This is a genomic window from Kitasatospora sp. NBC_01287 (assembly GCF_026340565.1).
GTDB lineage: Bacteria > Actinomycetota > Actinomycetes > Streptomycetales > Streptomycetaceae > Kitasatospora.
On sequence record NZ_JAPEPB010000001.1, the window covers coordinates 3,398,787 to 3,419,686 of the forward strand.

At 72.2% G+C, this 20,900-nt stretch carries 22 protein-coding genes and 1 riboswitch; of the genes, 9 read left to right on the forward strand and 13 right to left on the reverse strand.

Features of this window, described 5'->3' with window-relative positions; translation table 11 throughout:
* Positions 1-115: 115 nt before the first annotated feature.
* The 4 genes from OG455_RS14165 to OG455_RS14180 are packed head-to-tail and all read left to right on the forward strand — an operon-like array spanning position 116 to position 1,215.
* Positions 116-370 carry a hypothetical protein gene (locus OG455_RS14165; RefSeq protein ID WP_266293620.1) on the forward strand — a complete coding sequence of 85 codons (255 nt, stop codon included), beginning with the start codon at positions 116-118 and terminating at the stop codon, positions 368-370.
* Positions 367-828 carry an ATP-binding protein gene (locus OG455_RS14170; protein ID WP_266293623.1) on the forward strand — a complete coding sequence of 154 codons (462 nt, stop codon included), beginning with the start codon at positions 367-369 and terminating at the stop codon, positions 826-828. The genes OG455_RS14165 and OG455_RS14170 overlap by 4 nt, the downstream gene beginning before the upstream one ends.
* Entirely contained in the window at positions 825-1,028 is a 204-nt protein-coding gene (locus OG455_RS14175; protein WP_266293625.1) for a hypothetical protein, read from the forward strand. The genes OG455_RS14170 and OG455_RS14175 overlap by 4 nt, the downstream gene beginning before the upstream one ends.
* Complete coding sequence (locus OG455_RS14180) at positions 1,012-1,215, forward strand: hypothetical protein (protein ID WP_266293627.1); 204 nt, start codon at positions 1,012-1,014, stop codon at positions 1,213-1,215. Before OG455_RS14175 ends, OG455_RS14180 begins: the two co-directional genes overlap by 17 nt.
* Positions 1,216-1,315: 100 nt before the next feature.
* Here the strand turns inward: OG455_RS14180 and OG455_RS14185 are convergent, their stop codons facing one another.
* The 5 genes from OG455_RS14185 to OG455_RS14205 are packed head-to-tail and all read right to left on the reverse strand — an operon-like array spanning position 1,316 to position 5,758.
* Entirely contained in the window at positions 1,316-2,134 is an 819-nt protein-coding gene (locus tag OG455_RS14185; RefSeq protein ID WP_266293629.1) for a TrmH family RNA methyltransferase, read from the reverse strand.
* A gap of 11 nt (positions 2,135-2,145) precedes the next feature.
* Positions 2,146-2,835, reverse strand: coding sequence for an SDR family oxidoreductase (locus tag OG455_RS14190; protein ID WP_266293631.1), 690 nt, complete (start codon positions 2,833-2,835; stop codon positions 2,146-2,148).
* A gap of 14 nt (positions 2,836-2,849) precedes the next feature.
* Positions 2,850-3,380, reverse strand: coding sequence for a TIGR00730 family Rossman fold protein (locus tag OG455_RS14195; protein ID WP_266293632.1), 531 nt, complete (start codon positions 3,378-3,380; stop codon positions 2,850-2,852).
* A gap of 16 nt (positions 3,381-3,396) precedes the next feature.
* Complete coding sequence (gene mnmA, locus OG455_RS14200; protein WP_266293634.1) at positions 3,397-4,542, reverse strand: tRNA 2-thiouridine(34) synthase MnmA; 1,146 nt, start codon at positions 4,540-4,542, stop codon at positions 3,397-3,399.
* Between the two features lie 46 nt (positions 4,543-4,588).
* Positions 4,589-5,758 carry a cysteine desulfurase family protein gene (locus OG455_RS14205; RefSeq protein ID WP_266293636.1) on the reverse strand — a complete coding sequence of 390 codons (1,170 nt, stop codon included), beginning with the start codon at positions 5,756-5,758 and terminating at the stop codon, positions 4,589-4,591.
* Positions 5,759-5,873: 115 nt separating this feature from the next.
* Between OG455_RS14205 and OG455_RS14210 the strand changes: the two genes are divergently transcribed.
* Positions 5,874-6,695, forward strand: a complete 822-nt coding sequence (locus tag OG455_RS14210; RefSeq protein WP_266293638.1) for an IclR family transcriptional regulator — start codon at positions 5,874-5,876, stop codon at positions 6,693-6,695.
* On the opposite strand, the gene OG455_RS14215 is transcribed toward OG455_RS14210, so the two are convergent.
* The 8 genes from OG455_RS14215 to OG455_RS14250 all read right to left on the reverse strand — a co-directional run bounded on the left by OG455_RS14215 (position 6,631) and on the right by OG455_RS14250 (position 15,803).
* Positions 6,631-7,287 (reverse strand): trimeric intracellular cation channel family protein, encoded by a 657-nt coding sequence (locus tag OG455_RS14215; RefSeq protein WP_266293640.1) that lies wholly within the window; start codon positions 7,285-7,287, stop codon positions 6,631-6,633. The genes OG455_RS14210 and OG455_RS14215 overlap by 65 nt on opposite strands.
* A 74-nt stretch (positions 7,288-7,361) precedes the next feature.
* A complete protein-coding gene (locus OG455_RS14220; protein WP_266293642.1) occupies positions 7,362-8,447 on the reverse strand; it encodes an ABC transporter ATP-binding protein in 1,086 nt (361 codons plus the stop codon).
* A gap of 106 nt (positions 8,448-8,553) precedes the next feature.
* Entirely contained in the window at positions 8,554-9,603 is a 1,050-nt protein-coding gene (locus tag OG455_RS14225; protein ID WP_266293644.1) for an ABC transporter ATP-binding protein, read from the reverse strand.
* On the reverse strand, positions 9,600-10,610 hold the full coding sequence (locus OG455_RS14230; protein WP_266293646.1) for an ABC transporter permease: 1,011 nt from the start codon (positions 10,608-10,610) through the stop codon (positions 9,600-9,602). Before OG455_RS14230 ends, OG455_RS14225 begins: the two co-directional genes overlap by 4 nt.
* 114 nt (positions 10,611-10,724) lie before the next feature.
* Positions 10,725-12,488, reverse strand: coding sequence for an ABC transporter substrate-binding protein (locus OG455_RS14235; RefSeq protein ID WP_266293648.1), 1,764 nt, complete (start codon positions 12,486-12,488; stop codon positions 10,725-10,727).
* A gap of 64 nt (positions 12,489-12,552) precedes the next feature.
* Positions 12,553-13,545: an ABC transporter permease gene (locus tag OG455_RS14240; protein WP_266293650.1), complete on the reverse strand. Its 993-nt coding sequence runs from the start codon at positions 13,543-13,545 to the stop codon at positions 12,553-12,555.
* A 447-nt stretch (positions 13,546-13,992) separates the two neighbouring features.
* Positions 13,993-14,799, reverse strand: coding sequence for an enhanced serine sensitivity protein SseB C-terminal domain-containing protein (locus OG455_RS14245; protein ID WP_266300775.1), 807 nt, complete (start codon positions 14,797-14,799; stop codon positions 13,993-13,995).
* 173 nt (positions 14,800-14,972) lie between these two features.
* On the reverse strand, positions 14,973-15,803 hold the full coding sequence (locus tag OG455_RS14250) for an enhanced serine sensitivity protein SseB C-terminal domain-containing protein (RefSeq protein ID WP_266293652.1): 831 nt from the start codon (positions 15,801-15,803) through the stop codon (positions 14,973-14,975).
* A gap of 152 nt (positions 15,804-15,955) precedes the next feature.
* Positions 15,956-16,060, forward strand: a riboswitch (glycine riboswitch).
* Between the two features lie 149 nt (positions 16,061-16,209).
* On the opposite strand from OG455_RS14250, the gene gcvT reads away from it, so the two are divergent.
* The 4 genes from gcvT to OG455_RS14270 all read left to right on the forward strand — a co-directional run bounded on the left by gcvT (position 16,210) and on the right by OG455_RS14270 (position 20,760).
* Positions 16,210-17,340 carry a glycine cleavage system aminomethyltransferase GcvT gene (gene gcvT / locus OG455_RS14255; protein ID WP_266293653.1) on the forward strand — a complete coding sequence of 377 codons (1,131 nt, stop codon included), beginning with the start codon at positions 16,210-16,212 and terminating at the stop codon, positions 17,338-17,340.
* Positions 17,341-17,442: 102 nt separating this feature from the next.
* Positions 17,443-17,823 (forward strand): glycine cleavage system protein GcvH, encoded by a 381-nt coding sequence (gcvH, locus tag OG455_RS14260; protein WP_266293654.1) that lies wholly within the window; start codon positions 17,443-17,445, stop codon positions 17,821-17,823.
* Positions 17,824-17,899: 76 nt separating this feature from the next.
* Complete coding sequence (gene glyA / locus OG455_RS14265) at positions 17,900-19,168, forward strand: serine hydroxymethyltransferase (RefSeq protein WP_266293656.1); 1,269 nt, start codon at positions 17,900-17,902, stop codon at positions 19,166-19,168.
* A 224-nt stretch (positions 19,169-19,392) separates the two neighbouring features.
* Positions 19,393-20,760 carry an L-serine ammonia-lyase gene (locus OG455_RS14270; RefSeq protein ID WP_266293658.1) on the forward strand — a complete coding sequence of 456 codons (1,368 nt, stop codon included), beginning with the start codon at positions 19,393-19,395 and terminating at the stop codon, positions 20,758-20,760.
* The last annotated feature ends 140 nt before the right edge of the window (positions 20,761-20,900 follow it).

A 20,900-nucleotide genomic window follows, 5' to 3' on the forward strand; every position in this document is an offset into this window, starting at 1 on the left:
AGCCAGCTGACACCGAGACCCGACCATGAGCATGCCCGCTGCTCCCGCCGACAGCTCGTGCCCCGTGTCTCGGCGCCGGCCAGGCCGTCATGTCACCCGATCCCCGGAGAGACTGATGCTCAGTGCTGCCCGTCCCCACCTCGCCACCCACCCCTGGCGCCTGGGCGGCGCGTCCGCCCTGCTGACCGGCCCCTGCCGAAGCGCGCTCGCGCCTCAGGCTCCTGCCAGGCGGTCGGCCTCCGACGGCACGGCGGCGACCGACCGCATCCTGCTGGACGAGCACCGGAGCGACGGCGGGAGCTGCGTCCGCTGCGATACGCCCTGGCCGTGCACGGTGACCGTCAAGGTCAGGACCAGGAGTGCGGCGTGAGCGGCTTCTCCGCCCCAGACGAGTTCCACGTCCAAGCCGGCGATGGTGCGGTGGCCGGGGCGCGGCGGTGGGTCGCCGCTGTCATCCGGGCGTGGGAACTCCCACTGTCGCGGGAGGCGGTGGCCGATGTGCAGCTGTGCACAAGCGAGATCGTCACCAATGCCCTGGTCCATGCGGGCGCCGAATGCTGGGTGCGGACCGAGTGGACGGGCAGCCACCTGAAGGTCTCGGTACGGGACCGGTCGCTTCGGCTGCCGTGCGTGCTCGCGCCCGACTTCGACAAGGGGTCGGGCCGTGGGCTCACCCTGGTCGACAGCGTGGCGCATTCGTGGGGCTGGAACCCGAGCGACTCCGGGAAAGCCGTCCACTTCCTGGTAGCCGCCGACTCCGCGCCGATCCGCTTCGATCGTGCCGACCCGGAGGCCGCTGCCTGCACTGGTGCGGAGAGCGCCGCGTGAGCGAACCGGAGCCGATCTTCACCTTCACCGTCAGGCAGCAGAACGAGGCCGGCGAGCTGATCGAGATCAAGCGGGAGGTGTTCTTCGGCAATGACGAACTCGCTTTCCCGCCCCGACACGCCACCTGGCCGACATGCGAGTGCCCGACCCATCGAGACAGGTACCAGTCAGAAGAGGTTCACGATGGACGACAACATTGACGTTGACGCGATGCGCGAGGGGGAGGAAGCCGCCAAGGAGCTGGTCGACGCCTTGCAGCTGGCCAGAGTGGTGTTCCCCTCACTGCGCGGCGAGTTCCCCGTCGGTGACCACCCGCTCGTTCACCTCGGCGGGGCGTCCGCCGAGACCGCCCGTGCGCTGGCGAGATGGATCAGGGAGCACGCGTGACACACACGCCAGTGCTGCCGGTTCAGGGGCTGCAACGTCCCTGTTCGCCCGCCGGCCCCTCGCGCCCTTGTCGCGGTGCGAGGGGCGCGCGGCCCCCGCCTCAGCCCCGCGCCGCCGCGATGCGCTGCCGGGAGGCCTCGTACAGCACCGCCGTCGCCGCGTTGGCCGCGTTCAGCGAGCTGGCCGAGCCCTGCATCGGGATGCTCACCGTGTGGTCGCACAGCTCGCGCCAGGCGCTGCTCAGCCCCGAGGTCTCGTTGCCGACCAGCAGCAGGGTCGGCTGGGTGAAGTCGAAGTCGAAGACGTCGCACTCCCCGCGCTCGTCCGTGCCGACCAGCACCACCGGGCAGCCCGCCGCCCGCTCGCGCTCGACCCACTGCGCGACCTCGCGGTGCGAGGGGACCCGGACCGCCGGCAGGGCGAAGAGCGAACCGGTGCTGGCGCGCACCGACTTGGCGTCGTAGACGTCGGCCGCGTGACCGGAGACGATCATGCCGTGCGCGCCGAAGGCGTCCGCGGAGCGCAGGATGCTGCCGATGTTGCCGGGGCTGGTGGGGCGGTCGAAGAGGACGCCCAGGAAGTCGCCGCCCATCGGGATCCGGTCGAGGTCGTCAGCGGGCAGTTCGAGGACGGCGACCAGCTCCGGGGTGTCCTCGTTCTTCTCCCCCAACTCGGCCAGCAGCTCGGGCGCCATCGCGACCACCTCGGTGTCCACCGTGCGCAGCAGCTCGGCCGCCCAGCCGGAGGGCCGCCGGTCCGCGTCGTGGATGAGCGCGCGGACCGGCCAGCCGTGCTCCACCGCCAGCGAGATCGGGCGCACGCCCTGGACGAGGAACTCCCTGGAGCGCTGGCGCTTGTTCCGGTTGCCGAGCAGCGCCTCCCACTGCTGGAAGCGAGCGTTACGTGTGGTGATCCGCATAACGGCCCAGGCTACCGCCCCGGGCGCACCGTGATCTCCGTGAGCTCGGCGTCGCGCGGCAGGTCCAGCGCCGTCAGCACCGCGGTGGCCACCGACTCGGGGGCGATCCAGCGCTCCGCGTCGAACTCCTTGCCCTCCTGCTGGTGCACCTTCTCCTGCATCGCGGTGGCCGTGCGCCCCGGGTAGACGGTGGTGACCCGGACGCCGCCCGCGTGCTCCTCCTGGCGCAGCGAGTCGGCGAGCGCGCGCAGGCCGAACTTGCTGGCCGCGTAGGAGCCCCAGTCGGCGTCCGCCCGCAGGCCCGCACCGGAGTTGACGAAGACGACGTGGCCGCGCGACTGCCGCAGCTGGGGCAGCAGCAGGCGGGTCAGCTCGGCCGGGGACACCAGGTTGATCGCCAGGGTCTCGTTCCAGACCTTGACCGGGGTGTCGCCGACCTGGCCCAGCTCGACCACGCCCGCGATGTGCAGCAGCGAGTCGAGCTCGACCGGCGGGCTCTGGTGGCCCAGCGCCCAGGCGAGCTTGGCCGGGTCGGCCAGGTTGCCGACCAGGGTCTGCGCGCCGGGGAAGCGCTCGCGCAGCTGGGCGGCGCGGGCGGCGTCGCGGGCGAGCAGCCAGATGTCGTCGCCGCGCTCCAGCAGCCGCTGGGCGACGACGGCGCCGATGCCGGAGCCGGCGCCGGTGATGAGGTGAGTGGCCATGAGGCGAGATCCTGTCAGGAAGAGGCGGTGAGCAGTTCGAAGACCTCGGCCGGGGTGTCGGCGAAGGAGACCAGCTCGGCCAGCGGGCGGGGCAGGAAGCCCTCGCTGTCCATCCGGCGCAGCTGGGTGCGCAGGCCGTCGTAGAAGCCCTCGGTGTCCAGGACCACCACGGGCTTGCCGTGCAGGTTGTGCTTCTTCAGCTCCAGCACCTCGGTGACCTCGTCCAACGTGCCCAGGCCGCCGACCAGCACCACGATCGCGTCCGCCCGGGCCAGCAGCTGGGCCTTGCGCTCGGCCAGGTCGGCGGTCATCACCAGCTCGTCGGCGCCCTGGTAGCCCTTGTGCGAGAGCAGCTCGACCAGCACGCCGACCAGCTTGCCGCCGGCCGCCTTGACCCCGTCGGCGAGCAGGCCCATCAGGCCGGCGTTCGAGCCGCCCCAGACCAGGGTGTGGCCGCCCTCGCCGAGCAGCCGGGCGAACTCGGCGGCGGGGGCGGTGTAGCGGGCGTCGAGCGAGTACGCGGAGCAGAAGACCGTGATGTTCATAGTGGAAGAAGACTTATCAGATCTCCGCGACGGCCCGCCGCTCCGTTTCGGCGATGGTGGCGGAACCGACCACCCGGGTGCCGTCGTAGAGCACCACGGCCTGCCCCGGCGCGATCCCGCGCACCGCGCGGTCCAGGCGCACCCGCAGCTCGCCGTCCACCAGCTCGGCGGTGACCGGCACCTCCTCGCCGTGCGCCCGCAGCTGCGCGGTGTAGCGCGCCTCGCCCGCCGGGGCCTGCGCCCCGCACCAGCGCGGGCGGATCGCGGTCAGCCCCAGCACGTCCAGGCCCTCCACCGGGCCGACCGTGACGGTGTTGTCCACCGGCGAGATGTCCAACACGTAGCGCGGCTTGCCGTCCGGCGCGGGGCGGCCGATCCGCAGGCCCTTGCGCTGCCCGATGGTGAAGCCGTACGCGCCGTCGTGCTCGCCGACCTTCGCCCCGGCCTCGTCCACGATGTCGCCGGTCGCGGTGCCCAGGTGCCGGGCCAGGAAGCCCTGGGTGTCCCCGTCCGCGATGAAGCAGATGTCGTGGCTGTCCGGCTTCTTGGCCACCGCCAGGCCCCGGCGCTCGGCCTCCAGGCGGATCTCCTCCTTGGTGGTGTCACCGAGCGGGAAGAGCGAGTGCGCCAACTGCTCGGCGTCCAGCACGCCCAGCACGTAGGACTGGTCCTTGGCCGGGTCGATCGCGCGGTGCAGCTCCCGGCCGCCGCCGGGCAGCTCGACGATCCGCGCGTAGTGCCCGGTGCAGACCGCGTCGAAGCCGAGCGCGACCGCCTTGTCCAGCAGCGCGGCGAACTTGATCTTCTCGTTGCAGCGCAGGCAGGGGTTGGGGGTGCGGCCGGCCGCGTACTCGGCGACGAAGTCGTCGATCACGTCCTCGCGGAAGCGCTCCGCCAGGTCCCAGACGTAGAACGGGATGCCGATCACATCGGCGGCCCGGCGGGCGTCCCGGGAGTCCTCCAGGGTGCAGCAGCCGCGGGCGCCGGTTCGGAAGGACTGCGGGTTCGACGACAGCGCCAGGTGCACGCCGGTGACCTCGTGGCCCGCTTCGGCGGCCCGGGCGGCGGCGACCGCGGAGTCGACCCCGCCGGACATCGCGGCGAGCACACGCAGGCGGGGGCCGGTCGACGGCCCGGACGGAGCACCAGGGAAGTCAGTCATAGTCCGACCAGGGTACGTGGTCGGGGTGGGCCGGCTCAGCCCGGTTTCAGCGCTGCCCGGCCCGGCGGGCCCGTGCCACCACCGGGCCGATCGCCTCCGCCAGCGCGTCCACGTCCGCCTTGCCGGAGGTGTGCCCCAGCGAGAAGCGCAGCGAGGAGCGGGCCAGTGGCGCATCGGCGCCGATCGCCAGCAGCACGTGGCTGGGCTGCGGCACGCCGGCCGAGCAGGCCGAGCCGGTGGAGCACTCGATCCCGGCGGCGTCCAGCAGCATCAGCAGCGCGTCGCCCTCGCAGCCGGGGAAGGAGAAGTGCGCGTTGGCGGGCAGCCGGCCCGCGTCGAGCGGGTCGCCGTTGAGCACCGCGTCGGGGACGGCGGCGCGCACCCGGGCGATCAGGTCCTGGCGCAGCGCGGCCAGCGCGAGGGCCTGCTCCGGCTGCCGCTCGACGGCGAGCGCGGCCGCCGCCGCGAAGCCGGCCGCCGCGGGCACGTCCAGGGTGCCGGAGCGCACGTCGCGCTCCTGGCCGCCGCCGTGCAGCAGCGGCACCGGCGTGGCGGTGCGGGAGAGCAGCAGCGCGCCGACCCCGTACGGGCCGCCGATCTTGTGCCCGGTGACGGTCAGCGCGTCCAGCCCCGAGTCGGCGAAGGAGACCGGCACCTGGCCGAGCGCCTGCACCGCGTCGGCGTGCATCGGGATGCCGAACTCCCGGGCGATCGCCGAGAGTCGGGTGATCGGCTGGAGGGTGCCGACCTCGTTGTTGGCCCACATCACGGTGATCAGCGCGACCGACGCGGGATCCGCCTCGACGGCGGCCCGCAGTGCCTCGGGACTCACCCGCCCGTAGCCGTCCACCGGCAGGTACTCGACCCGCGCGCCCTCGTGCTCGGCCAGCCAGTGCACCGCGTCCAGCACCGCGTGGTGCTCGACGGGACTGCACAGCACCCGCACCCGGGCCGGGTCGGCGTCCCGGCGGGCCCAGTAGAGGCCCTTGACCGCCAGGTTGTCGGACTCGGTGCCGCCGCCGGTGAAGACGATCTCGCTGGGCCGCGCGCCGAGCGAGGCGGCCAGCGACTCGCGGGACTCCTCGATCACCCGCCGGGCCCGGCGGCCGGCCGCGTGCAGGGAGGAGGCGTTGCCGGTGACGCCGAGGTGCGCCGTCATGGCGGCGATCGCCTCGGGGAGCATCGGGGTGGTGGCCGCGTGGTCGAGGTATGGCATGGCTGAACCAGTGTAGGGGCCCGCGGCGGGCCCGACGGCCGGATGCCGCGGAAAGCCGCGGCACGGTCACGATTTGGCCATTGCACGGGCTGCAACGCGGCGCTAGCCTCCGGCCATGTCGCAGACCGTTGACCGGGCCCTGACCATCCTGGCCTCGCTGGGCGACGGCCCGGCCTCACTCGAACAGGCCGCCACCCGGATCGGCGTGCACAAGTCCACCGCCCTGCGGCTGCTGCGCACCCTGGAGGAGCACGGCTTCGTGCACCGGCAGGCCGACCACCGCTACCGGTTGGGCGGCCGGCTGCTCTCGCTGGCCCACACCGCGCTGGAGGGCATCGACGTCCGCCAGGTCTCCGCGCCCTACCTGGCCTCGCTCAACGAGCGGTACGGGCACACCGTGCACCTGGCCGTGCTGGAGGGCCCCGACGTGGTCTACGTCGACAAGGTGCAGGCCCGCTACCCCGGCGCCGGCGAGGGCTGGCTGGGCGCCGCCTCCGGGATCGGCCGGCGGGCCCCGGCCACCGCGACCGCCGTCGGCAAGGTGCTGCTGGCCGGCCTGACCGAGGATCAGCTGACGAAGACGCTGGACGGCCAGGAGTTCCCGCTCCGCACCCCGCGCAGCCTGCGCTCGGCCGCCGAGCTGCGCACCGAGCTGACGGCGGTGCTTCGCCAGGGCTGGGCGCTGGACCACGGCGAGTACGAGGAGGCGGTGAACTGCATGGCCGCCCCGATCACCGACAGCGAGGGCCGCCCGGTGGCCGCCTGCGCGATCGCGGCACCGGCCTCGGCCGCCCAGGTGGGCGAGCTGTGCCGGCTGCTGCCCGAGCTGCTCTGCACCGTGGAGGCGATCTCGCTGGCCTACGGCGGCTCGCCTACTCCTCGCTGGTGCGAGAACCGTTGCGGTGCCAAGCACGCGGTGCGCGCCAGCCATATCTGAGCGCGAGCATCCTCAGGACGAAGGCGATCATCGCCGCGCCGCTCGCGGTCAGCGTGGTCAGGTGGTTGATCGCGATCAGCACCGCCACCAGGGTCGAACCGACCAGCGCGGGCACCGCGTAGACCTCGCGGTCCCAGCGCAGCAGGGACGGCGGGTCCATCGCCAGCACGTCGCGGATCACCCCGCCGCCGGCCGCGGTCAGCAGGCCCAGCGCCACCGAGGCGACCGAGCCGAGCCCGTAGTCGTGCGCCTTGACGGTGCCGCTCACGCAGAACAGGCCCAGCCCGAGGGCGTCCAGGGCCTGCACCGCGCGGTTGATCCGCTCGACCTCGGGGTGCAGGAAGAAGACCACCACGCCGGCCACCAGCGGGGTGAGGAAGTAGCCGAGGTTGGTGAAGGCGGCCGGCGGCACGGCGCCGATCAGCAGGTCGCGCATCACCCCGCCGCCCAGCGCGGTGGCCTCGGCCAGCACGCAGATGCCGAAGATGTCCATGTTCTTGCGGACCGCGAGCAGGCCGCCGGAGAGCGCGAAGACGAAGATGCCGATCAGGTCCAGCGTCTGCTGCACGTCGGGCGAGAAGAGCGAGGTCACCCGGCCAGTGTCCCCCCGGGGCCAGGGCCGCGCCGAATCCGGCGGCCCTGGCCGTTCGGGTGGCGGCCGCTCGCTCAGGCGGTGCCGGCGGCCTGGGCGGGCACGGTGCTCCCGGTGTTCTCCGGGAAGTGGCAGGCCGTCAGGTGGCCCGAGCGCAGCTCGGCCAGCGGCGGCTCCTGGCTCGCGCAGATGTCCTGGGCCTTCCAGCAGCGGGTGCGGAAGCGGCAGCCGCTGGGCGGATTGATCGGCGAGGGCACGTCGCCGGTGAGCAGGATCCGCCGCCGGCTGCCGGTCGCGGGCGCCCCCAGCCGGCGCTCGTTGCGGCGCGGGTCGGGCGAGGGGACCGCCGACATCAGGGCGACGGTGTACGGGTGGGCGGGCGTGGCGTAGAGGGTGTCGCGGTCGGCGACCTCCACGATCTTGCCGAGGTACATCACCGCCACCCGGTCCGAGACGTGCCGGACCACCGAGAGGTCGTGCGCGATGATCAGGTAGGTCAGGCCCAGCTCGCGCTGCAGGTCGTCGAGCAGGTTGACCACCTGCGCCTGGATCGAGACGTCCAGGGCCGAGACCGGCTCGTCGGCCACGATCATCTTCGGCCGCAGCGCCAGCGCCCGGGCGATGCCGATCCGCTGCCGCTGGCCGCCGGAGAACTCGTGCGGGTAGCGGTTGTAGTGCTCGGGGCTGAGCCCGCACAGCTCCAGCAGTTCCTGGACCGCCTTCTTCACGCCGCCCTCGGTGGCCACCTTCTGCAGCCGGAACGGCGCTCCGACGATGGTGCCCACCGTGTGCCGCGGGTTCAGCGAGGAGTACGGGTCCTGGAAGATGATCTGGATGTCCCGGCGCAGCGGCCGCATCGCGCCGGCGCTCAGGTGGGTGATGTCGCGGCCCTCGAACTCGACGGTGCCGCCGGTCGGTTCGTCCAGCCGGGTGACGAGCCGGCCCATGGTCGACTTGCCGCAGCCGGACTCCCCCACCACGCCGAGGGTCTCGCCGGCCCGCACCTCGAAGCTGATCCCGTCCACCGCGCGCACCGCGCCGGTGCGCCGGCGCAACAGGCCCTGGTGGATCGGGAAGTGCCGCTCCAGCGCGGTGACCCGCAGCAGCGGCTCGCCCACCGGCGGAGCCGCCGGCTTGGCGAAGTCCTGAGTCTCCGTCATGACGCTTCGCTCTCCAGATCGTTCACAGCATCGTTCCCGGCATCGTTCACAGCGGCGCTCACTGCGGCGCTCACAGCGGCGCTCACGGCATCGTCCACGGCGGCGCTCACAACTTCGGCGCGATCTCGTCGGCGAAGATCCGGTGCCGTTCGGCGGCCGGCAGGTGGCAGGCCGCGAAGTGGCCGGGGTCGGTCTCAGCGAGCACGGGCAGCTCGGCGGTGGAGCGGCCGCCGGTCAGGTCGGCGTACGGGCAGCGCGGGTGGAACGCGCAGCCGCCGGGCACGTTGATCAGGCTCGGCGGGGTGCCGCGGACCGGGACCAGGCGCTCCTGCAGCGGCCGGTCGAGCCGCGGCATCGAGCCCAGCAGCCCCCAGGTGTACGGGTGTTCGGGCTTGTCGAAGAGGTCGGCCACCGGGCCGCGCTCGACGCACCGGCCGCCGTACATCACCAGGATGTCGTCGGCCAGCTCGGCCACCACGCCCAGGTCGTGGGTGATGATGATGACCGCCGAGCCGAACTCCTCCTGCAGGTCCCGGATCAGGTCCAGGATCTGGGCCTGCACGGTGACGTCCAGCGCGGTGGTGGGCTCGTCCGCGATCAACAGCGAGGGGTCGTTGACCAGCGCCATGGCGATCATCGCGCGCTGCCGCATGCCGCCGGAGAACTGGTGCGGGTAGTCGTCGACCCGCCGGTCGGGCTGCGGGATGCCGACCCGGTCGAGCATCTCCACCGCGCGCCTGCGGGCCTCCTTCTTGGACGCCTGCGGATGGTGCACCCGGTACGCCTCGACGATCTGCGCGCCGACCGTGTAGTAGGGGTGCATCGCGGTGAGCGGGTCCTGGAAGATCATCGCCATCGAGCGGCCGCGCAGCCTGCGCACCCGGTCCGGGTCGGCGGCCACCAACTCCTCGCCGTCCAGCCAGATCTCGCCGCTGATCCGGGCCCGCTTGCTGCGGTGCAGGCCCATGATGCCCAGCGAGGTGACCGACTTGCCCGAGCCGGACTCGCCGACGATGCCCAGCGTGCGCCCGCGCTCCAGGTCGAAGCCGATCCCGTCCACCGACCGCACCAGGCCGTCGTCGGTGTCGAAGTGGATCCGCAGGTCGCGCACGGCGAGGAAGGCGTCGCCCGGGCGGGCGGGGGGCTCGATGGTCATGACAGCCTCACCCGGGGGTCGATGGCGGCGTAGAGCAGGTCCACCAGCAGGTTGCAGAAGACGATGAAGAAGGCCGCGATCAGGGTCACCCCGAGGATCTTGGGCAGGTCGTTGTCGGAGATCGCGGAGACCGCGAAGAAGCCGATGCCCTGCAGCGAGAAGACCTGCTCGGTGATGATCGCGCCGCCGAGCAGCAGGCCCAGGTCCATGCCGAAGATGGTGAGCAGCGGAGTGAGCGCGGCGCGCAGCCCGTGCCGGACCACCACCGCGCGCTCCGGGAGGCCCTTGGCCCGGGCGGTGCGGATGTAGTCCTCGCTCATCGTCTCCAGCATCCCGGAGCGGGTGAGCCGGGCGTAGAGCGCGGAGTAGAGGAAGGCCAGCGAGATCCACGGCAGCACCAGGTTGCTGGCCCACTGGAGCGGGTTCGCGGTGAAGTCGACGTAGTGCAGGTTCGCGAAGATCGGCCACTTGTAGCTGAACAGGGTGAGCAGCAGGGCGCCGGTGAAGAAGACCGGCAGCGAGACGCCGGCCAGCGCGACGCCCATCGAGAGGCGGTCGAAGACCGACTTGGGCCGCAGCGCCGAGATCACCCCGGTGGCGACGCCCGCCAGCACCCAGAGCACGGCCGCGCCGATGGCCAGCGAGAAGGTCACCGGGATCCGGCTGCGGATCTCCGGCCAGACCTCCACGTGGTTCTTGAACGAGTAGCCGAAGCACGGCACGTGGCAGGTCGTGGCGTCCGGGCCGAACTTGTACTGGGCGCCGACGAAGAGCTGCTTCACGAAGCGCCCGTACTGGATGTAGAGCGGCTGGTCGAAGCCGAGGTTGCGCTTGATCGCCACCATCGCCTCGGGCGTGGGGTTCTTGCCGATGTACTGGGCGGCGAGCTGGTCGGTGGTCTCGCCCGCGATGCGCGGGAGCAGGAAGAAGATCGCGAAGGTGACCGCGCTGACGACCAGCAGCAGTACCACGGCGGCGAATGTCCTGCGGATGATGTAGGCCAACACAGTTGGACGGCTCCGGGTGCCCCGCCCCGGTCCGGTGCGCCCACTCGGGGACGCACCGGACCGGGGCCGGCTCCGCTCGCCTTCACCTGCCTTCGGGGACGGGGAGCCAGGCTCTTACTTGGTGCCGATGTTGAGGTAGTCGTACTCGCCGTCGTAGGCCGAGGTGGAGACGACGTTGGTGTTGCCGGTGGGCCGGAAGTTGAAGACCTTGACGTCGGTCAGCGGCACGATGACCGCGTCGCTCATCACCTGCGCGTCGATCGCCGCGTAGTCCTTCTCGCGGGCGCCCTGGTCGGTGTTGGAGCCGGCGTCGTCGATCAGCTTGTTCACGGCCGGGTCGTCGAGCTGCGACAGGTTGCTGTTGCCGGAGGCCTTGATCGAGCGGCCGTCGACGATCTGCTGCAGGAAGCCGTAGCCGCTGGGCCAGTCGGCGGCCCACTGCATCATCATCATGCCAACGCCGTTGCTGTTGATGAAGTTCGGCACACCCGCGTAGTCGGAGAAGTACTTGCCCTGCGGGTACTGCTGGATGTTCAGCTTGATGCCGACCTTGCCCAGCGCGGCCTGGATCGAGGTGGCGGCCGCCACCTCGGTGTCGCGCTCGCTGCGGGCGGTGATGGTGGTGGTGAAGCCGTCCGGGTGACCGCAGGCCGCCAGCGCCTGCTTGGCCTTCGCGTCGTCGCCCTTGTCACTGGGCGAGGCGTAGGGGTTGATGCTCTGGTACCCGGGGATGTCCGGCGGCAGCACACTGGTGGCGACCGCGCCGCGGACCGGGCCGCCCTCGGCGGTCTGCACCGAGACCTTGTCGATCGCGTACTCGACGGCCTTGCGGCAGTTCACGTCGTCCAGCGGCGCGACCTTGGTGTTCAGCGCCAGGTAGGCGAGCCGGCCGCCGAAGGCGTTGTCGGTCTGCGCCTTGAGCTTGGAGTCGAGCAGCAGCTTGGCCTGGGTCTGCGGGTCGACGCCGCCGCCCACCAGGTCGACCTGGGCGTTGCCCGCGATCAGGTCCTGGTCGATGGTGTTCTGGTCGATGTTCATCTTCAGCACGATCTTGTCCGCGAGCTGCTTGCGGATCGGATCGGTGGACTGGTCCCAGTTGGTGTTGGGCACCAGCACGGCGCCCTTGCCGTCGTCGTAGGACTGGAACTTGTACGACCCGCTGGAGACGATGTGCTTCACGTAGCCGGCGCCGTCGTCCTTGGACTGCGGCACGGGCGCGGTCTGCGGAGCGCTGACCAGGTAGTCGAAGTCGGCGAACGGCTGCTTCAGGTGGAAGACGATGGTGGTGTCGTCCGGGGTCTGGATCGACTGCAGGCCGTCGGGGCTCTTGTCGGTGTAAGGGCCCTGGTACGGGGTCGAGTTGTCGACCAGGAATTCCTGGAAGTAGGTCGGGCCGTTGGAGTTCACGGTGGGCGCGAAGTTGCTGCGCTCCACCGCGTACTTGACGTCCTTGGTGGTGATCGGGGTGCCGTCGTCGTACTTCAGGCCCGCGCGGATGTGGTAGGTCCAGGTCAGGCCGTTGTCGCTGACCTGGCCGAGGCCGGTGGCCAGGTCCGGGACCAGCTTGTCGCCGGCGCTGCCGGGGCCCGGCTGGAAGGTGGTGAGCGCCCGGGAGTACAGCCGCGAGAAGTTCCAGATGTAGGCGTAGTAGGTGTTGCCCGGGTCCAGCGAGTCCGGGGTGCCCTTCATCTCGTAGGTGACCGTGCCGCCCTTCTGGTCGGAGGCGTTCACGATCCCCTTGGTGGCGGCGTTCTGCCCGCCGGCGGCATCGCTGCCGGTGCCGCCGGTGCCGCTCTTGGCGCTGCTGGAGCAACCGCTCACCACCAGCGCGGCGGTGGCGGCCACCGCGGCCAGGGCGAGGGTACGAGATCGGCGCATAGCTGGATCAACCCCTTGGGAGTGCTGGTCTGGGCCAGGGAGGGAGGTGAGGGATGGTCGGAGGTCAGTTGCTGCGCGGGTCGAGCGCGTCGCGCAGCCCGTCGCCGAGCAGGTTGAAGGCGAGCACGGTGACGAAGATCGCTAGACCCGGGACCACCATGTACTCCGGGTCGACCTGGTAGTACTTGATCGCGTCGTTCAGCATTCCGCCCCAACTGGACTGCGGGGGCTGGATACCGACACCGAGGAAGCTGAGCGCCGCCTCGAAGAGGATGTTGGTCGGGATCAGCAGGGTCGAGTAGACCAGGATCGGGCCGACCAGGTTGGGCAGCAGCTCCTTGAAGAGGATGAACGGGCCGCGGGCGCCCAGGCTGCGGGCCGCGAAGACGAACTCCCGCTCGCGCAGCGAGAGCGTCTGGCCGCGCACGATCCGGCCCATGTAGGGCCAGTTGAAGAAGCCGATCACGAAGATCAGCACGCACAGGTGCAGCGGCAGGCCGTGCAGTCCGAACGCGCCGCCCTGCAGCGAGGCCGAGATCGAGATCGCGAAGAGCAGCAGCGGGAAGGCCAGGAAGGTGTCCATGATCCTGCTGATCACGGTGTCGACCCAGCCGCCGTAGTAGCCCGCCACCACGCCGAGCACGGTGCCCAGGGTGTTGGAGAGCACGGTCGCGCCGAAGGCCACCAGCAGCGAGACCCAGGAGCCCTCGATGATCCGGGAGAGCAGGTCGCGGCCCTGCAGCGGGTCGACGCCCAGCGGGTGGCTCAGGCTCATCCCGCCGAAGGAGCCCATTGGCAGGCCGCCGAGGTCGGCGTCCAGCAGGTCCTGGTGCAGCGCGTCGGGGCTGAGCCCGAAGAGCGATTCGATCGGCTTGGCCAGTACGGCCAGCAGCACCAGCAGGATGACCACCACGCCGCCGACGACGGCCGCCTTGTCGCGGCGGAAGCGCAGCCAGGCGATCCGGCCGAGCGAGCGGCCCTCGATCGCGGTGGGGGCGGAGACGGCGGGGGCGGGGTCGCCCGGGGCGGCCGTGGTGGTGTCGGTGGGTGTGGTCATGGGCAGTTGGCGTCCCCTCGCCGACGGTTGTCGGCCCATGGGCAGCGCGGAGGCGGGCATGGCGGTGTCAGGTCCTGGTCAGAGCCGACGAGCCATACCACCCGAGCTGCTCGGCTGGTGCGGTGCGCAGAACTCTCGCCGCTGGCAGCAGCGCCGCGCCAGCCCTGCCCGGTGAAGGATGCCCAACTGTGATCTACCGTTGTTCATGATCGGTAAACCTGACGGATGATCAACGGCCAACTGGTGATGAGCGGTTCGCCGACGAACCGCCCGGGCGGCGCCGAGGGCGCGCGGGGGTGCGAGCGGAGGCGTCCGGGAGCGGGGCGGGGCGCAGGTCGGCGGCCCAGCGGGCGGCACTCAGCGGGGCGGGACGGGGCTCAGCGGGGCAGCGCTCAGCGAGGCGAGGCGGGGCTCAGCGAGGCAGCGCTCAGCGCGGCGGCGCGGTGTCTAGCGGCCGGGCCAGGGCTGCTGCGGCCACCCGGGCTGCGGCGGCATCGAACTGCCGTACGGTCCCTGCGGATAGGCCTGCGGCTGGTAGGGAGCCGGGTACGGCGCCGGAGTGGCCTCACGGTGGTAGAACGGCCGGCCGTTGGCGCGCAGCCACAGCGCCACCGGGTCGAAGTCGTCGCTCATCGCCACCGTCGAGACGGCCAGCCCTGGCGGCGCCTGCGCGATCGCCCGCTGCATCAGCGCGCGCACCGCCTCCACCGCGGGCGGCGAAGTGTCGTACAGCTCAAGACCGATCGCCAGGTACGCCTCGCCCACCACCGGACGCACCCAGGCCCGGCGCAGCGCCCGGACCGGGCGCACCGAAGGGGCCTGGTGGGCCAGCAGACCGTAGAAGCCCTCCAGCCCCGGCAGTTGGGGATCGCTCAACCGCAGCGGCCCGGCCGGCAGCCGGTCGAGGCCCGCCGCCACCCGGCGCAGGTCGGCCCAGGGCACGCCGACCCCGCCGCCGGGGGCGTGCGGGTTGAGCCACAGGCCCCAGCGGGTGCGGTAGAGCGCGGCGGCGATCTCCTGGCCGCTGATCACCTCGTGGGCCCGGCCCCAGCCGCTGGCGGCCAGTTGCTCGGGCGAGGTGGCGGCGGGGGCGTAGCCGTGGCCGCCGATGTCCATGTTGCCGTACTGGGCGTCAGGGCTGCCCGGGGTGCCGTGCCAGAGCAGCATCCAGACCCGGCCGGCGGCGAGCTCGCGCAGCAGCTGCTCGTAGGCCTCCCAGCGCTCGGGGCCGACCTCGCGCAGAGCCCGCTCCAGGGCACCGGGGTCCGCGCCAGGGGCCGGACCCCAGGGCCCCGCGCCACCGCCTGCCGCTCCCGTCGTCACCGGTCCCCACTCCCGTCCTCGCCACCGCGCTCGCCGCGCGTCGGGCGCCACCCTACGGGGCGCGGGTGACACCCGTCATGCCGACGTGCGGGTGGCCGGGGCCGTCAGCCCCGCTCGTAGAAAGGTCGTACCCGCTGCAGCAGCCAGTCCACCACCGGGTCGGCCGCCAGGTCCAGCAGCACCATGTGCACCCCGCCCGGCAGCGGCGCCACCCCCAGCGCCCGGCCGAGCGCCGCGTTGGCGGCCGCCGGGTCGGCGGGCGCCACCGGGTCCAGCTGGACGCCCACGAACAGCACCGTCGCCTCGCCCTCCACCGAGGCCAGCGCCCGCCGCGCCGTCAGCACCCCGCCCAGCGCGGCCAGCTCGGCCCGCACCGCCTGCAGGAAGGCGAGCGGCTCCTCGGCCGGCTCCGGCTCGCGCAGCGCCACCCGGGCGCCCTCGGGCAGCCCCGCGCCGCCCGCGCCCGCCCCCGCCGCGCCGGACTGCTCCCAGCGCCGCTCGCGCGGGCCGCGGCGCAGCTCGGCCACCCCCTGCGGTGGCACCGGGATGCCCACCGGCGCCTCGGGGTTGACCGCGATGCCGATGCCCAGCGGCAGGCCGCGGGCGAACTCCCAGACCGGCGCGACGGCGCAGGACAGGCCGGGCGCGTGCCGCAGGAACTGCTCCTCGGAGGAGAAGACCGGCACGTAGGGCGCGCCGGCCAGCTCGATGGTGGGCAGGTCGAGCGCCACCCCGGCCGGGTCGCCCCCGGCGGGCAGCGGGATCCAGACCTGGCTGCGCGCCAGCACCTCGACCACCCGGGGCGTGGCACCGGGATCGCCGATCGCGGCGGTGAGCACCTGCTCCAGCTCGTTGGCGGGCCAGCCGCTGCCCGCCGGTGCCTGGCCGGGCTCGGCCCACCCGGGCCCCGCCACGGCGTACCCCTCTGTCTCCATCCGCCCCTGCCCCGCTTCTCACGCAGTGTGCACACGGTGTGCGCGGTGGAAGCCTACCCACCCCGCCCCCTCTCCCGTGGGTCGCACAGGCATGCCATGATGTGCCCGTCCGCGTCGTCCGTTCGCGCGGGGAAAACTTCATACTGGCCGCTCGAACCCGCGCGGGAGAGTCCGGAGGTGCCGCAGTCGGCACGGACCGGCGCCGAAGGAGCAAGTCCTCCCCGGAATCTCTCAGGCACCCCTACCGTGTGGGCGAGGCGAATCTGGAAAGTGGAACACGGCCGTGCCGTGCGCCCACCCACGGTGCAAGCCGCGTCATCCTTGACGCGGTGAAGCTCTCAGGTTGTGACGACAGACGGGGAGACTCCACCCCCGCATGTCCTCATACACGACCGGGAGTCTCATCATGTCCCCCCGCCTGACCGCGCTCGACGCCCTGCACCGCTCGCTCGGTGCGACCATGACCGACTTCGCCGGCTGGGACATGCCGCTGCGCTACGGCAGCGAGCGCGAGGAGCACCTCGCGGTGCGCACCAAGGCCGGTCTCTTCGACCTCTCGCACATGGGCGAGATCACCGTCTCGGGCCCGCAGGCCGGTGAGCTGCTGGACCACGCGCTGGTCGGCTTCATCTCGGCGCTCGGCGTGCTGCGCGCCCGCTACACGATGATCTGCCGCGAGGACGGCGGGATCCTGGACGACCTGATCGTCTACCGGACCGCCGAGGACGAGTACCTGGTGGTCGCGAACGCCTCCAACGCCCAGGTGGTGCTGGACGCGCTGACCGAGCGCGCGGCCGGCTTCGACGCCGTGGTGCGCGACGACCGCGACGCGTACGCGCTGCTCGCCGTGCAGGGCCCGGAGGCCAACGGCATCCTCGCCTCGCTCACCGACGCCGACCTGCCGGCCCTGAAGTACTACGCGCTGCTGCCCGCCACCGTGGCCGGCAAGCAGGTCTGGCTGGCCCGCACCGGCTACACCGGCGAGGACGGCTTCGAGGTCTTCAGCGCCCCCGCGGACGCCGAGCACCTGTGGAACGCGCTGACCGAGGCGGGCTCCGCCGCGGGCCTGGTCCCGTGCGGCCTGTCCTGCCGCGACACGCTGCGCCTGGAGGCCGGCATGCCGCTCTACGGGCACGAGCTGGACACCTCGCTGACCCCCTTCGACGCGGGCCTGGGCCGCGTGGTGCGCTTCGACAAGACCACCAACGGCGGCGAGTTCGTCGGTCGCAAGGCGCTGGAGGAGGCGGCCGCCAAGGCCGAGTCGAACCCGCCGCGCAAGCTGGTCGGCCTGGTCTCCGAGGGCAAGCGGGTACCGCGCGCCGAGTACGCGGTGGTCGACGCCACGGCCGGCGGCGAGGCCGCCGCGATCGGGCGGATCACCTCCGGTGCCCCCTCCCCCACCCTCGGCAAGCCGATCGCCATCGCCTACGTGGACGCCGCCTTCGCGGCCCCCGGCACCGCGGTCGCGGTGGACGTGCGCGGCAAGCACGAGCCGGTCGAGGTCGTCGCGCTGCCGTTCTACAAGCGCGCCCGCTGAGCCCGCGCCACCGCGCCTGCTTCAATCTGCTGACCGTTCGCCGACCGTCCGCTCGGCGGACCGTTTCGTCACACCCGCTTCCGATCCTGGAGAATGACCATCATGAGCAACCCGCAGCACCTGCAGTACAGCAAGGAGCACGAGTGGCTGACCGCCGCCGACGCGGACGGCGTGTCGACCGTCGGGATCACCGAGCACGCGGCCACCGCCCTCGGTGACATCGTCTACGTGCAGCTGCCCGAGGTCGGCGACACCGTCACCGCCGGGGAGACCTGCGGCGAGCTCGAGTCCACCAAGTCCGTCAGCGACCTGTACTCCCCCGCCACCGGCGAGGTCGTCGAGGTCAACCAGGGCGTCGTCGACGAGCCCGCCCTGGTCAACTCGGCCGCCTTCGAGGGTGGCTGGCTCTTCAAGCTGAAGCTCTCCGAGACCCCCGGGGACCTGCTCAGCGCCGACGAGTACGCCGCTTTCACCCAGTCCTGACGGACGCGTGCGGGCGGTCGCAGCGCGGCGGCCGCCCGCCCTTGGTCCCCGCCCAGCCCCACGGGAAGACGCCACCATGACGGTTCTCAACCAGTCCCTGCACGCACTCGACCCGGAGATCGCCGCCGCGGTCGACGCCGAGCTGCACCGCCAGCAGTCCACCCTTGAGATGATCGCCTCCGAGAACTTCGCCCCGGTGGCGGTCATGGAGGCCCAGGGGTCGGTCCTGACCAACAAGTACGCCGAGGGCTACCCCGGCAAGCGCTACTACGGCGGCTGCGAACACGTCGACGTGGTCGAGCAGATCGCCATCGACCGGATCAAGGCGCTGTTCGGCGCCGAGGCCGCGAACGTCCAGCCGCACTCGGGCGCGCAGGCCAACGCCGCCGCGATGTTCGCGCTGATCCAGCCGGGCGACACCATCCTGGGCCTGAACCTGGCCCACGGCGGCCACCTGACCCACGGCATGAAGATCAACTTCTCCGGCAAGCTCTACAACGTGGTGGCCTACCACGTGGACGAGCAGACCAACCTGGTCGACATGGAGGAGGTCGAGCGCCTGGCCAAGGAGCACCAGCCCAAGCTGATCATCGCCGGCTGGTCCGCCTACCCCCGCCAGCTCGACTTCGCCGAGTTCCGCCGGATCGCCGACGAGGTCGGCGCCTACCTGATGGTGGACATGGCCCACTTCGCCGGCCTGGTGGCCGCGGGCCTGCACCCCTCCCCGGTGCCGTACGCGGACGTGGTCACCACCACCACCCACAAGACCCTGGGCGGCCCGCGCGGCGGTGTGATCCTCTCCAAGGCCGAGCTGGCCAAGAAGATCAACTCCGCGGTCTTCCCCGGCCAGCAGGGCGGTCCGCTGGAGCACGTGATCGCCGGCAAGGCGGTCGCCTTCAAGGTCGCGGCCTCGCCGGAGTTCAAGGAGCGCCAGGAGCGCACCCTGGAGGGCGCCAAGATCCTGGCCGCCCGCCTGCTCCAGGACGACGCCACCGCGGCGGGCATCTCGGTGCTCTCCGGCGGCACCGACGTGCACCTGGTCCTGGTCGACCTGCGCAACAGCCAGCTCGACGGCCAGCAGGCCGAGGACCGGCTGCACGAGGTCGGCATCACGGTCAACCGCAACGCCGTCCCGAACGACCCGCGCCCGCCGATGGTCACCTCCGGCCTGCGGATCGGCACCCCGGCGCTGGCCACCCGCGGCTTCGTCGCGGAGGACTTCCGCGAGGTCGCCGACATCATCGCCGAGGCGCTGCTGCCGGGCTTCGACGAGGCCAAGGCCGCCGCACTGAAGGCCCGGGTCACCACCCTGGCCGAGAAGTACCCGCTCTACCCCGACCTGTAGGACCTGTGGGACCTGTGGGCCCTGTAGGACCCGCAGGACCGTAGGTCGCACCGCGGGCGTGGTCGGCGTCACCCTCACCGACCACGCCCCCGCACCGGGGCACCGCGCACACTGGAACGTGAGCCGGTGCCCCGCCGCACGCTCCGAGACCCTCTCCCGGGCGACCAGCCCTCCGCCTCCGGGCGACCAGCCCCTCTCCACGAGATAGACAAGGACGTCACCCCGTGGCCATCAGCGTCTTCGACCTCTTCTCCATCGGCATCGGCCCGTCCAGTTCGCACACGGTCGGCCCGATGCGCGCGGCTCGGATGTTCGCCCGCCGGCTGCGCTCGGAGGGGCTGCTGGAGCAGGTCACCGGCGTCAAGGCCGAGCTCTTCGGCTCGCTGGGCGCCACCGGCCACGGACACGGCACCCCCAAGGCCGTCCTGCTGGGCCTGGAGGGCAACTCGCCGCGCAGCGTCGACGTGGCCAAGGCCGACCTGGACGTGGAGCGGATCCGCGAGGCCAAGCAGCTCAGCCTGCTCGGCACCCACCCGATCGCCTTCGACCCCGACCTCCAGCTGGTGCTGCACCGCCGCCGCTCGCTGCCCTACCACGCCAACGGGATGACCCTGGCGGCCCAGGACGCGGCCGGCACCGAGCTGCTGGCCAAGACCTACTACTCGGTCGGCGGCGGCTTCGTGGTGGACGAGGACGCGATCGGCGCCGACCGGGTGGTCCCCGACGACACCGCGCTGCGCTACCCCTTCCGCACCGGCGAGGAGCTGCTGCGCCTCACCCGCGAGACCGGCCTGTCCATCTCCGGCCTGATGCTGGAGAACGAGAAGGCCTGGCGCACCGAGGCCGAGATCCGGACCGGCCTGCTGGAGATCTGGGCCGTGATGAAGGAGTGCGTCAGCGCGGGCATGTCCCGCGAGGGCATCCTGCCCGGCGGCCTCAAGGTCCGCCGCCGCGCCGCCGCCGGCGCCCGCGCGCTACGCGCCGAGGGAATAGGCCCGGCCAACGCGATGGAGTGGGTCACCCTCTACGCCATGGCGGTCAACGAGGAGAACGCCAGCGGCCAGCGCGTCGTCACCGCCCCCACCAACGGCGCGGCCGGCATCATCCCCGCCGTCCTGCACTACTTCCAGAACTTCATCCCGGGCGCGGACGAGGACGGCATCGTCCGCTTCCTGCTCGCCGCCGGCGCGATCGGCATGCTCTTCAAGGAGAACGCCTCCATCTCCGGCGCCGAGGTCGGGTGCCAGGGCGAGGTCGGCTCCGCCTGCTCGATGGCCGCCGGCGGCCTCGCCGAGGTCCTCGGCGGCAGCCCCGAGCAGGTCGAGAACGCCGCCGAGATCGGCATCGAGCACAACCTCGGCCTCACCTGCGACCCGGTCGGCGGCCTGGTCCAGATCCCCTGCATCGAGCGCAACGGCATGGCCTCGGTCAAGGCCGTCACCGCCGCCCGGATGGCCCTGCGCGGCGACGGCCGCCACCACGTCTCGCTGGACAAGGCGATCAAGACGATGAAGGAGACCGGCGCCGACATGAAGGTCAAGTACAAGGAGACCTCGCGCGGCGGCCTGGCGGTCAACGTCATCGAGTGCTGAGGAAACTCAGCCTGAGCTGCGGCTTTGCGTCTTTCAGGGCTGTCGGGGCCTTCCCTGCCCACATCGCGAAAAGTCCCTGGCGAACCCCTGATCAGCACGCCGCTGACCAGGGGTTCGTCGTCGTGCCGCGGAGCACTACG

Excerpts from the sequence above, each read along its gene's own strand:
- OG455_RS14250 (WP_266293652.1), bottom strand. The coding sequence starts at position 15,803 with ATGGAGACAGAGGGGTACGCCGTGGCGGGGCCCGGGTGGGCCGAGCCC.
- OG455_RS14180 (WP_266293627.1), top strand. The coding sequence starts at position 1,012 with ATGGACGACAACATTGACGTTGACGCGATGCGCGAGGGGGAGGAAGCC.
- OG455_RS14185 (WP_266293629.1), bottom strand. The coding sequence starts at position 2,134 with ATGCGGATCACCACACGTAACGCTCGCTTCCAGCAGTGGGAGGCGCTG.
- OG455_RS14235 (WP_266293648.1), bottom strand. The coding sequence starts at position 12,488 with ATGCGCCGATCTCGTACCCTCGCCCTGGCCGCGGTGGCCGCCACCGCC.
- OG455_RS14220 (WP_266293642.1), bottom strand. The coding sequence starts at position 8,447 with ATGACGGAGACTCAGGACTTCGCCAAGCCGGCGGCTCCGCCGGTGGGC.
- OG455_RS14190 (WP_266293631.1), bottom strand. The coding sequence starts at position 2,835 with ATGGCCACTCACCTCATCACCGGCGCCGGCTCCGGCATCGGCGCCGTC.
- OG455_RS14165 (WP_266293620.1), top strand. The coding sequence starts at position 116 with ATGCTCAGTGCTGCCCGTCCCCACCTCGCCACCCACCCCTGGCGCCTG.
- gcvH (WP_266293654.1), top strand. The coding sequence starts at position 17,443 with ATGAGCAACCCGCAGCACCTGCAGTACAGCAAGGAGCACGAGTGGCTG.
- OG455_RS14210 (WP_266293638.1), top strand. The coding sequence starts at position 5,874 with ATGTCGCAGACCGTTGACCGGGCCCTGACCATCCTGGCCTCGCTGGGC.
- OG455_RS14205 (WP_266293636.1), bottom strand. The coding sequence starts at position 5,758 with ATGCCATACCTCGACCACGCGGCCACCACCCCGATGCTCCCCGAGGCG.
- OG455_RS14195 (WP_266293632.1), bottom strand. The coding sequence starts at position 3,380 with ATGAACATCACGGTCTTCTGCTCCGCGTACTCGCTCGACGCCCGCTAC.
- OG455_RS14225 (WP_266293644.1), bottom strand. The coding sequence starts at position 9,603 with ATGACCATCGAGCCCCCCGCCCGCCCGGGCGACGCCTTCCTCGCCGTG.
- gcvT (WP_266293653.1), top strand. The coding sequence starts at position 16,210 with ATGTCCCCCCGCCTGACCGCGCTCGACGCCCTGCACCGCTCGCTCGGT.
- mnmA (WP_266293634.1), bottom strand. The coding sequence starts at position 4,542 with ATGACTGACTTCCCTGGTGCTCCGTCCGGGCCGTCGACCGGCCCCCGC.
- glyA (WP_266293656.1), top strand. The coding sequence starts at position 17,900 with ATGACGGTTCTCAACCAGTCCCTGCACGCACTCGACCCGGAGATCGCC.
- OG455_RS14240 (WP_266293650.1), bottom strand. The coding sequence starts at position 13,545 with ATGACCACACCCACCGACACCACCACGGCCGCCCCGGGCGACCCCGCC.